Origin of the sequence: Alistipes communis, from assembly GCF_006542665.1 — a bacterium.
Classification (GTDB): domain Bacteria; phylum Bacteroidota; class Bacteroidia; order Bacteroidales; family Rikenellaceae; genus Alistipes; species Alistipes communis.
On sequence record NZ_AP019735.1, the window covers coordinates 934082 to 947455 of the forward strand.

Consider the following 13374-nt stretch of genomic DNA (forward strand, 5'->3'; position numbering starts at 1 on the left):
GTAACGATCTTGATTTTGCGGTCAGAATTTCAGTTTCACTCCGAGGTGTACCCATGCGTACTGGAACTCGCTGCCCACGTTCAGGATCATCCGATCCCGCGAAGGCGAGAGCAGCAGGATGTCGGTGGCGCGCGCATAGATCGTCACGTCTTTCAGGCGCAGCGTCTTCATCAGCTTGTCGCCCAAATGGTAAGAGAGCTGGACAGCCGGAATCGAGAAGTAGTTCTGCCGGGCGAGCCAGAACGTCGACGTCTTGCCGTAATTGTGCGTCGTCCCCGACGAGCTGGCCGTCAGACGCGGATAGGTCGCCGTAGCGCGCGTATCGATCCCGAGGCTGGGATCGTAGGCCCAGCGGCCGATCAGGTGTACCGGATACTTGGCGTTGGGCCCGTAGACCGCATAGTACGCGTCGCTCCGATAGTCTTTGGTCGCCCCCGTCTGGGCGCTCATGTAGGCGAACAGTTCGAAATTGCGCCACGTGAGGGTGACTTTGAGTCCGTAGGCGAACCGGGCGTGCGTATTGCCGATCACGGTGAAGTCCTCGTCGTCGATGCGCATGTCGCCGTTGACGTCGCGATACTTGATGTCGCCTGCCTGCACCGTTCCGTAGGTGGGACGGGCGATCGCGCCGCCGGCGTTCATCAGGTCGATCTCCTCCTGCGTATAGAACCCGTCGGCTTGCAGGCCCCAGATCGCATCGGTCGGCCGGCCCGCCCGGCTGAGGTAGCTCAGGTGCTCGGGATAGTCGATCTCCGAATATTTGACATATCGGGGCTTGTACCAGATCATGTCGGCGCCCACTTCGAGCCCGAAATCGCCGAAGTGCCGGCGATAGGTGATCCGAGCTTCGATACCGCTCTGGCGGCGGCTGTTGTAATTCTCGTTCGGAATGAACACACTACTGCCGAGCACGCCGGGCAGCTGCGAGGTACGCCGCGTAATCTCGTCGAAACGCAGCGAGTTGAAATAGTTGACCTCACCCGAGAGTGCATGGCGGAAGAGCGAGAACTCCATGCCGACGTTGACGTCGTGCCGCTGCACCCACGAAATGGCGGGATTACCCCGCTGGAGCGTCATCAGAGCGTTCTGGCCGGTTCCGTCGCCGTAGTTGTAGTTGGCACCCGGATCGTAAATATCCGTGTCGATGTAGTTCGACATGCCCGAATCGGATTTCGTATTGGCATACGAAACCTTGATTTTCAAATAATTCAACCAACGGCTTCCGCGCAGGAACTCCTCCTCGGAGACGATCCACCCCAGACCTCCGCCCTGCGCGTAGCCCCAACGGTTGCCGCGCGACAGGAAGGTCGAACCGATATAGGCGCCGCTGTACTCCGCCACGTACTTGTCGGCGAAGGCGTAGTTCACGCGGCCGCCGAAATTCACCGATTTCTCGGCGTGCGTGGCCCCGCTCTCCTTGTAGTGGTGCATGGTCGACATCAGCACGGCGCTGAGCTGGTGACGGCCGGAGAAGGTCCGGTCGTACGACAGCGCGTTGTTCCACCCCAGACGGCGGTAGAAACCCGTGTCGGTCATGGTCTGGCTGCCCACGAAATCGTTCGAGCCGTAGATGTTGGCGATCCGAATGGTGCCGTCGTCGCCGAACGCGGGTTCGTAGGAGGCGTAGCTGTTATTCTGCGTGGTGGTGTACTTGTTGTAGTTGTCCGTACCGAAATAGGTTTTGAACGACAAGCCCTCGGTCAGCCACGAGAAATCGACGTCGATGCCCACGTTGATATGTGCCATGCGGTCCATCGTGTTGGCGTAACCGCCCAGATAGAGGTCGCCGTAGGGATTGCGCAGGTAGTTGGGATTATTGTTGTTGTTACCGCCCACCAGATATTTGCCGCCGATCACCGAGCGTTGCAGCTCCGCGTCTTCCAGTGCCGTCTTGGTGTATTCGTCTTCCATATCCAGCCGGTCGACGGGGATCAGGAACGGATAGGAGTTCACCGGATTCTCGGTCGACAGCCGCCAGAAATTGCCGTTCTTCCAGTTCGGCCCGTGGTAGGAGTTGAAGATCGCGGCGGCATCGAGCGACACCTTGATATATTTGTTGATGTTCACGTCGACGTTGCCCCGGACATTGAACCGGTTGGTGCGCTGCTTGTCCGATTCGCCCATCGAGACGATGGATTTCGTGTTGTAGAACCCTGCGTTCAGATAATACTGTGCCACGCGGCTGCCGCCGATGAACTCGGCCGAGACACGATTCTGCGGCTTGAAACCACGCAGGAACTCGCTGCTGTAATAGTCCTGATCGGGATATTTGACCGGATCCACGCCCGCCCGCGCATTCTCGATATCCTGATAGCTGTACATCGGATTGCCGCCGTCATTGCGCAGCGCTTCGTTGTAGAGGATCATGTAATCCGCCGCACGCAGGTATTCGGGTTGTGCCTTGGGAATGCCGAACGACGTTTCGTAGGAGAAATTCATGATGCGCTTGTGGGCTTCGCCCCGCCGCGTCTTGATCAGGATGATGCCCTTGTCGGCATACGAACCGTAGAGGAGCCGCGACGCGGCATCTTTGAGAACCGTGATCCGCTCGACCTCATCGGCGTTGAGCATGTCGCTCAGCGAGGCCACCGAATTCGAACCGTCGCGCACCAGACCGTCGATCAGAATGGTGTAACCCATGCCGCGGACGTCCTTCGCGCCGAACACGCCGAATCCTTCGGCCTGCAACACGCCGTCCAGACCGTAGTCGCTGAGTTTATCCTTATAGCGGTCCATATCGATGTCGTTGACCGCACCGACCACGCGGCGGTCGGTCAGTGTCCCGAACGGCAGTTCGACCCGGTCGGCGCTGCCGCTGCGATACGGCGAAGCTTCGAGTGCGATCGCCTGTCCGGCGGCCAGATCGGGCAGATAGACCTCCTTCGGTTCGTACCCCTCGGCCTCGATCAGAATGTAATCGGCCGCACCGCTCTTCACGCTGAATGCGCCGTCGGCGTCCGTACGGGCGAAATAGGCGCCCTCCATAGCCGTAACCAGCGCTCCGGCGACAGGAATCCCGGACGAATCGACCACCTGCCCCGACACGACGGAAATCTCCTGCTTCGCCTTTTTCGGCTTTTTCTGGGCCGACAGTTCCGACGTGAACCCGGCGAGCAGCAGCAGAAATACGAGTATGTATGTTCGTTTATTCATAATGGATTCATTTAGTTTGGGATTCTGGGAATGTTACCAACCCGGATTCTGTTCGAAACCCTCGTACTGCTCCACGTCGCTGCGGCGGAACGGGAACCAATAGTGCTTGTCGTCGAACTGCGCGGTGAATAGCTCCACCTCGCGGTAGAAGGTGTGCTCCTTGTCGAATTCGGCCTTGTAGCGGATCTTGTACTTGTCCAGATGCGCCACGTACCAACGCCGTATATCGTGCCAGCGGTGCCCCTCGAACGCCAGTTCGACGGAACGCTCGTTGCGGATCCGCTCACGGAACGTAGCGGCGTCGGCCGTGAATTTCGGCAACACGTCGGGCAGCGACTCGCTGCCGTAGGTCTGCAACTCGGAGGGCAGAGTGACATTTTCGGCAATCGGCAGCTTCACGCGGCGGCGAACCGTGTTGACCGCCTCGACTGCGGTCAGCCCGTTCGCGAAATCGGGCGCCGTATTCGGCCCCCAAACCTCGTTCACCGCTTCGGCGAAGGTCAGGTAGACCTCCGGCAAGCGGATGAACGGGCAGGAGAAGCGGAAATTGTTCCAGGCCGTATTGTCCGATTCGCGGTTATTGACCATATAGGGCGTGAATTTGCGGATCAGATAACCCGACAGCGAAGCGTTGCCGTCGCGGTCGAGACCGGGGTTCGGACTCGAATAGAGCTGCGTATAAGCGCTGGCGTCCGAAGCACTCGACACCCACTTGACCCCGTCGGTCAGGATCGTCTTCATCAGACGCGGATCGCGGTTGGCCCAGGGCAGCTTTTCGTCGAAATCGCCGGCCGGCAGATCGGGATCGTCAATCGGATAGCCCGTCGCCGTCTCGTAGAGGTTCACGAAGTTGGCCGTCGGGAACGTGCATACGTTGTTGCCGCCGAAACGACCGCTGGTGTGGACGCGGCCGATTCCGTTGATTACCTGGTTCTGACCGCCGCGGCTGTTGTGAATCTTCTGGAAAATGGTCTCCGAGGAGTAGACCACGTTCGTACCGGGGCGGGTATCGGTGAAGATATGGTCGTAATCCTCCCACGGCACGAGCGAATAGACGCCGGAGGCGATCACCTCGTAGGCGGCTTCGGCCGCCTGCCGGCACAGCTCCTCGTCGTACACCGCGCCGCGCCCCTCCATCCGGGAGGTGAGCGGGCTGGCCGCATAGAGCAGCGCACGGGCCATGAGCGCATAGGCCGCGCCGCGCGTGACGCGTCCCGTATTGACTTCGGGATTGTCCCACCTGTCAGGCAGGTTCTGCGCAGCCAGTCCGAGGTCTTCAACCACGTTCATCAGCGTCTCCCTGTACGAAAGGCGCGACAGTTTCAGATTGTCGCCGGCGCCCAGCAGCACCTTCACGTAAGGGATTCCGCCCCAGAACCGGGCCACTTCGAAATGGTTCCACGCCCGGAAGAAATAGATCTGTCCCAGCAGCAGCTTCCGCTCCTGGTCGGTGGCGTCGACCAGCAGATCGAAGTTTTCGAGCCCCTCGTTGCAGCGGCGGATATTGCGCCACGCCTGATGCCACAGTCCTGCGTGCGAGAGCGAACCGCTGGCGTTGACCATATCCATGAAGGGATTGTGGTCGCGGTTGCTGTAAATCCACATGTAATCGCCCCGGGTCAGCGCGTACGAAACGGGAAAGGTCTGGTTGCAGTAGGTATCGTCGCCGAAATCGAAGCTCGACGTCCACGGACTCGAACCCGTCACGTAATAGGAGATCAGCCCCTTGCCGTAGAGTTCGTCGAGATACCCCTGGAAATTGCGGTAGTTGCCGAAGACGATCTTCTCGTCGACGTTCGAATCGGGGGTCTTTTCGAGATAGTCTTCGCACGAAGCCAGAAGCAGGGCTCCCAGAGAGCACACACCCCATGCGATATTCCTGAATGTATTCAATTTTTTCATCTTTTTGGCCTTTTGCACAGTTAGAATTCGATCTTCACCCCGAACGTGTACCGTTTGGTGAGCGGGTACTTCATCACATTGTCGTTGGTGCGCGTACCGCCCGTTTCACGGTCTTCGTTCAGGTGCGAGAAGAGCCAGAGGTTGTTGCCCGATATGTAGAACCGCAACGAGGTGATTCCCGCCTTGCGCAGCCGCTCCGCCGTGAGGGTGTAGGCCAGTTCGGCGTTCTTGATACGCCACTGCGTGCCGTCGACCATGTTGAAGCTGCCCGAATGGACGCTCGCGCCGGAGCCCTTGTACACGGGATGATGATAGGTTCCGCCCTCCTGCGACCCCGGAAGCCACATGTCGCCCATGATGCTCGTGTCGAGTACGGTATAGTAATGCGGCGACGAGAATTCGCCCGCGCTTCTGACCAGCGTACAGTTGCGTGTACCGTAGAACTGCACCGAGAGACTGATGCCCTTCCACTCCGCGCCGACGGTGAAATTCATCGTATACTGCGGACGGTTGGGATAACCGTAGGGAACGATGTCGTTCGTATCGATCACGCCGTCGCCGTTGTAGTCGATCAGCTGGAGCATACCGACGTTGTTCCCCGACGTATTCTCGACCGCTGCCCCCGTATACATCTGGTCCCACGAGGTGATTACGCCGCTGTGGAGATAGGAGGTCTGCTGGCCGATCTGGTAACCGGCCTTCTTCTGGTATGCCGGCGTGAACTCGGGATCCTCCATGTAGACGATCTCGTCCTTTCCGTGCGAGAACATCGCCGTCGCGTAGTATTTGAGGCCGAACTTGGTCGAGTTGTTGTAGCGCATTTCGAGCTCCCAGCCGCGCTCCTTCGTCTTGCCGATATTGGCGGCCACGGGATCTGCACCGAACCAGGGCGGAATGTTGCGCTGGCTGGCGCTCATGAAGATGTCGTAGCGGCGCCCCCAGTAGTAGTCGAAGGTCAGCGACAGCGTATTCTTGAAGAAGGAGGCCTCCACGGCGAAATCGTTCTTCACGGCCGTCTCCCACTTGGCGTCGGGATTGCCGATGTTGGTGATGTGGAACCCCGAATACTCGGGCCGCGAAGCGCTCGGACTACCCAGCCACGCTGTCGAGGTGGCCTTGCTCCACTGCGTCATGTAGAGCCAGCGGTTGATTCCCGAATCGCTGCCGACCTTTCCCCACGAGTAGCGGAACTTGAAGAGGTCGACGAACCGTTTGAGTTCGCTGCGGCGGAAGAAGGGCTCCTCGGAGAGTATCCAGCCGACGGCCGCCGACGGGAAGAACCCGAACTTGTTGCCTTTGGCGAATTTCTCGGAGCCGTTGTAGGCCGCATTGAACTCGAACAGGTACCTGTTGTCGAAGTCGTAGGTCGCACGCCCGGCCCACTCCTCGCGGTAGCTCGGGAAGGCGGAGCCCGCCGCATTCTCGATGCGCTTGAACAGGATCAGCCCCGACACTTTGTGGAGCCCGAACGTGCGGTTGTAGTTGAACTGCGCCTGGTACATCAGGTTCTTCGACATCTTGGGCGAGCCGCCGCTCGACCAGATGTTTTCGGTCGAAAGCGTATATTTGCCGAGCACGTAGTCGAAGCCGTATTTCGAGTTCGTATAGTCCGAGGGATAGTTGATCGTCTCCTCGCCGGTTTTCCAGTCGATGTATTTGGTAATGGGGCGCGAGGCCGTGATGTTGGGCCCGATGCTCCAGTAGTAGTTCTGGAAATTGGCCATCGCGCGGAACGAAAGCCCCTTCGTCACGAAATCGAGTTTCTGGTTGAGCGTGAACGAGGTGTTGATGTCCATGCGCGTATGCCGTTCGAGACCGCTGAAATTGAAATACTCCACGGGGTTGTACATCGCGTATCCCGATTCGTTGTTGGCGAACGTCCCGTCCTCGTAGCGCACCGGATACTGGTCGGGACCCTTGGAGTAGATGCCGGGCCACAGGTAGGCCGGCGTGGCGGTCGTCGTGCGCTCGATGCCCCACGCGCCGTCGATATCCACGCTGATCGTCGTGGTGGCTGTGGGCTGGAAATCGAGGTTCGTACGGAAGTTGAAGCGCTTGTAGTCGTTCTTCGGGACATAGCCCTGGCCGAAGTCCTGACCTTTGAGCACGTCGCCGTCGTACACGTAGGCCAGCGAGCCGTAGTACTTGACGAATTTCGTACCGCCCCGCACGTCGAGTGCATAGCGCTGCGACCACGAATGCTTGCGCAGCATCTCGCTCTGCCAGTCGACATTGGGATAGAGGTAGGGGTTGTCGCCGTCGCGGTAGCGGCGCAGGATCTCGGTCGGCGTATATTCGCTCCAGAGGTCTCCGTTCATCGAGACCTGATTCTCGATGGCCTGGTTCCGGTACCACAGTCCGGTATACGAATCGGCGTTCTTGGGCAGTTTCGACGACATTTTCAGCGTGACGTTGGCCGATGCCGAGAAGGTCGGGCTGCCCTCCTTGCCGCGTTTGGTGGTGATGAGGATCACGCCGTTGCCGCCCCGCACGCCGAACACGGCCGTCGCCGAAGCGTCTTTCAGCACCGAGATGTTCTCGACTTCGCCCAAATCGATGTCGTTCATGCCGCGTTCGATGCCGTCGATGAGCACCAGCGGCGAAGCGTCGTTCCAGGTCGAAACCGTGCGGATGAAGATCTCCGCATCGTCCTGTCCCGGTTTGCCGGAGTAGTTGAGCGTGACGAGGCCCGGCACCAGACCGGTCAGGGCACTCGAAACGTTCGTCACGCCACCGGCCTTCATCAGTTCGTCGCCTTTCACCTGCGAAATGGCTCCGGTGACGCTCTGCTTGGTCTGTTTGCCGTATCCCACGACGACCACGTCGGAAAGCACCGTCGAGGTCTCCTGCAACGTGATGTTCAGCGGGGATTTCGTCGTAGCGTCGATCGGAACCTCGACGCTCTGCAACCCCACGTACGAGAAGACGAGAATTTCGCCGGGGGCCACGTCGATGACATACTGACCGTCGAAATCGGTCGAGATGCCTCGCATCGTCCCCTTCACGACAGCCACTGCCCCGATTACCGGTCCGGACGAGTCGCAGACGCGTCCTGAAATCCGCATCTGTTGGGCGAAAACCGACTGCGACACGAAAGCCAGCGCCACGGCAAAAAGCAATGACCTGATTGGTAGTTGTCTATTCATCTGTTTCTATTTGGTTGGTTTATAGGTTGATTCATCCTCCGACGGATGCCGCCTAGATCGCCGTATTCCGACGGCCCGCAGCCCGTTACCCGAACGTCCGCGCCGTCCGCCGGCGGCCGACCCGAAGTACGCATCGGGCCGGTCGCCGGATCGCACGACCCGCATTCTGCCGGAAAATTCCGCCCACGATTTTGCGCAAACCTTTGCGCACAGTTTCACAGGAAATCCGTACGCCGACGAGTCCGGCCATGGGCGAAAAATCCCGACATGCGCTTCATAGCTTCCCCCGACTATTTACGCGCATAGACCAATATCCCGTCCATGACGACGTTGGCGTGTTCCACCGGATTGAGCCAGCGAATCTTCATCGTATGGTCTCCTTCGGGAAGTTCGTAGTTCCAGTAGATGTCGAAACGGCGCCGCGCGAAATCGGCAGGCATCTCCACGATCTCCTTCCGCCCGTCGATCTCGACTTCGAGACGGGCGACATAGTCGTTCATCCCCTTCTTGGCACGCACGCGCCCCGTACACACGACACCCGATCCGTTGAATTCGTGGACGAACTGCTTCTTGAAGTTGCGATAGGTGTCGGTCTTCTTGTAGACCAGACGAAGGCCCTCGAAACTCTGTTCGAAACGCACCGGCTGCGGGGTCTGCACACGGATGGCCACGTCGTCGGCACCGACTTTGCCGCCGCCCCGCTCGATCATCCGGAGTGCCTGACCGAAACTCATTTCATAAGCCCTGTCGAGCGAAATATCGGTGTGGGCGAAATCGATCTCCTCCACCTCGCGCAGCGGCTTCATCCACTTCTCGGGAATGTTGCTGTAACCGAGCATCGTCCCCAGGATACCGGCCGCCGTAGCGGGATTGCAGTCGGAATCGGCGCCGCAGCGCGTCGAGACTTCGAGTGTGCGATCCATGTCGCCCGCGCCGTAGAGCAGCCCCATGACCACATAGGCCGAGTTGACGGAAGCCTCGATGTTGAACGGGTCTTTCACTCCCTTCGGACAGGTGATCTCGTCGCACCATTTCTCTTCGATGAGCTTCCACGTGGTTTTCCAGTCGGCATTCTCCTTCGACCAGCGGATCGCGTCCGAGACGCACTGGTGATAGGTACTCTCGGCCGGAATCGTTTTCAGGGCTTCGGTGACGATATATTCGATGTCGTCCGAGACGAACGCCAGCGCATACATGGCCGCCACGTAGACGCCGCCGTACCAGCCGTTGCCGTAGGTCATGATGTGGCCGATGCCGTCGCACACTTCGGCGGCAGAATTGGGCATACCGGGCGACATGAGTCCCGCGAAGTCGGCTTCGATCTGGAAATCGAGGTCGTCGGCGTGCGGATTATTCTTCCAGTGCCCGCTTTCGGGTGCTTTCATTCCGTTGAGAATATTGTAACGCGCCGCCTGATTGGCATGCCACAGCTTGTAGGAGGCATAGGCGAAGGCACTGGCCATCGAGTCGACGGGCACGTCGAGTCCGTACTTGTCGTAAACCTCGACGAAGGTCAGATCCATGTAGACGTCGTCGTACAGGCCGGGCTCGTTGTCGTACCACCATTTGATATAGTTGTCGGGCCACGGGATCTCGTACTCGTCGGGAATGATCGTCCCGTTGTACTTGAATTCGGTCGGACCCCCGTAGGTGCAGCCGAAAGTCTGTCCGGCCCAACCGCCCTTGATCTTGTCCAGCAGCACTTCTCTGGACAGCGTTACGGTATCGGCCGTCGCGCCGCCGCAACCGGTCGCCAGCAGCACGACGGCCGCCAACGACGCAAACATCGAGTTTTTCCAGTTCATTTTCATATCGTAGTGAGATTTTGGTTATCGGTTCGTTTTCAACAGCCGTTTTCCCGCCCGCATGGCCCGAGCAGGTCCGGCACTACGCGCGGCTCAACGAAAACAGCGATTTCGTGCCCGCGATCAGTTGCCGCCCGAAAGGATAATCAGCCCCAACCCCGCGATGAAGAAGAGGAACATCACGCCCAGCAGCGTATTGACCGAGCGGTCGGCGCCCTTGAACTCTTTCCAGATGAAGACGCCCCAGACCGCGGCGATCATCGGAGCGCCCTGCCCCAGCGCATACGATATCGCGGCACCGGCCTTGCCGGCCGCGATGTAGCTGAACGCCGTGCCGAGACACCAGACGGCGCCGCCCAGCATCCCGACCAGATGCGTCGTGCCGCTGCCGGTGAAATACTCCCGATAGGAGACGGGCGCACCGACGAACGGCCGCTTCATCACATAGGTATTGAAGACGAAGTTGCTCAGCAGCACGCCGGCCGAAAGGATGAACAGCGCGCTGTAAGGCGTCAGCATGCCGGCCGTGGGGTTCTCAAAATGGTCGAGATCCATCGCCGCGGCGACGAACCGGTAGAAAAACGACATCAGTACGCCGGCCACCATCGCCAGCACGATGCCCTTGCGGCTGTTCGAGTTGCCGCCCGCACCCTTCTGCATTCGTCCCGAAGCGATGCCGTTGCAGACGATCGCCGCCACGATCAGCGCCACGCCGACGAACAGAATCACAGGATCGCCTTTCGGCGCACCCGCATAGTTGATGATCACGCCGAGAACCAGCGCGAGGCCCACGCCCAGCGGGAATGCGACGGCCATGCCGGCCAGCGCGGTCGAGGCGGAGAGCAGGATATTCGATGCGTTGAAGATCACGCCGCCCAACAGTGCGCTCGCGATATTGGCTCCGGAGGCCTGTCCCAGATCTTGCAGGAACGGCCGGCCTTCGGAACCGAAGCTCCCCATCGTCAGCGAAAGGATCAGCGCGAAGAGGAACATGCCGATCACATAGTCCCAGTAGAAGAGTTCGTAACGCCAGGTTTTGGCGGCCATTTTCTGGGTGTTGCCCCAGGAGCCCCAGCACAACATCGTCACGAAACAGAAGACGACGGCCAGTGCGTAACTGTCGACAATAAACATAGGTTGAAGTTTTAGTTGGTGTTTCAGTTGGTTTTTCTTCGTTTTCTCGCCTCGTCATAACCCGAACTGCGTCCGGCTTCGCTTTCGGCTTATCGAAAAAGCCGGTAACGATTACGGTTCGGGGCGATCGAGCGAATCGAGTTCGGCACGCGTCGGGATCGAGCTTTGCGCACCCATCCGGGCCACGGAGATCGCCGAGGCGCACGTGGCGAAACGGACGGCCTCGACCAGCGTCCGCCCCTCGGCCAGCCCCACGCACAGCGCACCGTTGAACACGTCGCCGGCCGCGGTAGTGTCCACGGCGTCGACCCTGTGCGCCGGAATACGCTCCGACACCTCGCCGGAGCGGACGAGCGCCCCCAGCGAACCCAGCGTAACGACGACGTTGCGGACGCCGCGCGCCAGCAGCACGTCGGCCGCACGCTCAGCGCCCTCCCAGCCGTCGACAACCACGCCGGTCAACAACTGGCTCTCGCTGCGATTGGGGGTGATCATGTAGAGCCCCGACAGCAACCCGTCCGACAGAACGGCAGCCGGAGCGGGATTGAGGATCACCTTCGTCCCCGCCTCGCGGGCGATCGCGGCAGCGTATTCGACAGCGGGCATCGGAATCTCCAACTGCATGAGCAGGTACTCCGAACGGCGGATCGCATCCGCCACCGCATCGATGTCGGCGGGAGTCAGCCGGTCATTGGCGCCCGGAGCCACCACGATGCAGTTCTCGCCCGCGGCGTCGACCGTGATAAGCGCCATTCCCGACGGGGCGGCCCCGTCCTTTATAATATAGGAGATGTCGATGCCGTCCCGCGCGTAGGATTCGAGCGAACGCTGCCCGAACATGTCGTCGCCGATCTTGGCCACGAACTTCACGCCGCCGCCGATCCGGGCGACCGCCACGGCCTGATTGGCCCCCTTGCCGCCGGCATTCATCATGAATGTCCCGCCCAGCACCGTTTCGCCCGGGTCGGGAATACGATTCGTTTTTATCAGCAGATCCGTGTTCGAACTGCCGATCACCATGATTTTTTCCATCCTGAAGAATTATAAGTTCACTTGTTGAAGTAGTCTTTTTCCGCGCGACGCAAACGTTTGTGCAAATATACGCTATTTAGTCAGAAAAAAAACAGATTTCGTCTTTTTTTATGAAAAAATCCTATCTTTGTGCCAGAAAATCGATCTTCACACCCCGAAACAGGCCTTTCACCGATGCGAAAAGAGACTCTGATAACGTTGTCCCGACGAACCGGATTTTCCGTTTCGACGGTCTCCCGCGTGCTCAACGGCAAAGCCAACAAGTACAGGATCAGCGAGAAAACCGTCAAGCTCATCACCGAAGAGGCCAACAGTCGAAATTACAAGCCGAGTCTGCTGGCCAAAGGTTTGCGCACGCAGAAAACCAACACGATCGGACTGCTCGTGCCGGGGATCGACAACCCCTACTTCGCCAACATCGCCAGCACCGTCATCAGCGAAACGAGCCGGCTCGGCTACACGACCGTGCTGGTCGACACGATGGGCGCCCCCGACCTCGAACGGGCCGGTGTCGAATCGCTCGTATCGCGCATGGTCGACGGCATCATCGTCGTGCCGAGCGGGCAGGAACCCGACGCGCTGGAATCGATCGACCGCAACCGCACGCCGGTGGTGCTCATCGACCGCTATTTCGAACCGACGGCGCTCCCCTACGTCACGACGAACAACTACGAAGGCGGGCTCAACGCCACGAAATATCTCATCGGATTCGGCCATAGGGACATCCTATGTATCAGGGGAGTACCCCACTCGATGCCCGCACGCGAACGCGAGCGGGGCTATCTCGACGCACTGCGCGAGGCGGGATTGGAGGATCGCGCCCGCATCGCGGGCAACGACTTCTCGATCCAGAACGGGTATCTCGAAACGAAGTTCGCGCTGAGCGGATCGGCACGCCCCACGGCGATCTTCGCCATGAGCAACACCATCCTGCTGGGGACGATCAAGGCAATCAAGGAGTCGGGACTTCGGATTCCCGACGACATCTCGGTCGTCTCGTTCGACAACTACACCTACCTCGACTACCTCGATCCGGCCATCACGCGCGTGAGCCAGCGCATCAGCGAAATGGGTGCCCTGGCCGTAAAGATCCTCCTGCAACGGATCGAAGGCACGGGCAACGACGATGCGAAGATCCAGCTCTCGCCGCAGCTCATCGTCTGCAACTCGGTCGCGCACGCACACGGCGAGAAATAGGCAAT

General features: G+C 59.6%; 7 protein-coding genes. 1 reads left to right on the plus strand and 6 read right to left on the minus strand.

Features of this window, described 5'->3' with window-relative positions:
* Nucleotides 1–21 precede the first annotated feature (21 nt).
* The 6 genes from FMF02_RS03795 to rbsK form a co-directional block, all read right to left on the minus strand.
* On the minus strand, nt 22–3153 hold the full coding sequence (locus tag FMF02_RS03795; protein WP_141412262.1) for a SusC/RagA family TonB-linked outer membrane protein: 3132 nt from the start codon (nt 3151–3153) through the stop codon (nt 22–24).
* A 33-nt stretch (nt 3154–3186) separates the two neighbouring features.
* A complete protein-coding gene (locus tag FMF02_RS03800) occupies nt 3187–5055 on the minus strand; it encodes a RagB/SusD family nutrient uptake outer membrane protein (RefSeq protein ID WP_141412263.1) in 1869 nt (622 codons plus the stop codon).
* A gap of 20 nt (nt 5056–5075) precedes the next feature.
* Entirely contained in the window at nt 5076–8201 is a 3126-nt protein-coding gene (locus FMF02_RS03805) for a SusC/RagA family TonB-linked outer membrane protein (RefSeq protein ID WP_244611625.1), read from the minus strand.
* A 290-nt stretch (nt 8202–8491) separates the two neighbouring features.
* Nucleotides 8492–10012: an ADP-ribosylglycohydrolase family protein gene (locus FMF02_RS03810; RefSeq protein WP_019131539.1), complete on the minus strand. Its 1521-nt coding sequence runs from the start codon at nt 10010–10012 to the stop codon at nt 8492–8494.
* A gap of 117 nt (nt 10013–10129) precedes the next feature.
* Nucleotides 10130–11140, minus strand: a complete 1011-nt coding sequence (locus FMF02_RS03815; protein WP_141412264.1) for a GRP family sugar transporter — start codon at nt 11138–11140, stop codon at nt 10130–10132.
* A 111-nt stretch (nt 11141–11251) separates the two neighbouring features.
* Nucleotides 11252–12172 carry a ribokinase gene (gene rbsK, locus FMF02_RS03820; RefSeq protein ID WP_019131541.1) on the minus strand — a complete coding sequence of 307 codons (921 nt, stop codon included), beginning with the start codon at nt 12170–12172 and terminating at the stop codon, nt 11252–11254.
* 174 nt (nt 12173–12346) lie between these two features.
* Between rbsK and FMF02_RS03825 the strand changes: the two genes are divergently transcribed.
* Nucleotides 12347–13369 carry a LacI family DNA-binding transcriptional regulator gene (locus tag FMF02_RS03825; protein WP_141412265.1) on the plus strand — a complete coding sequence of 341 codons (1023 nt, stop codon included), beginning with the start codon at nt 12347–12349 and terminating at the stop codon, nt 13367–13369.
* Nucleotides 13370–13374: the final 5 nt, after the last annotated feature.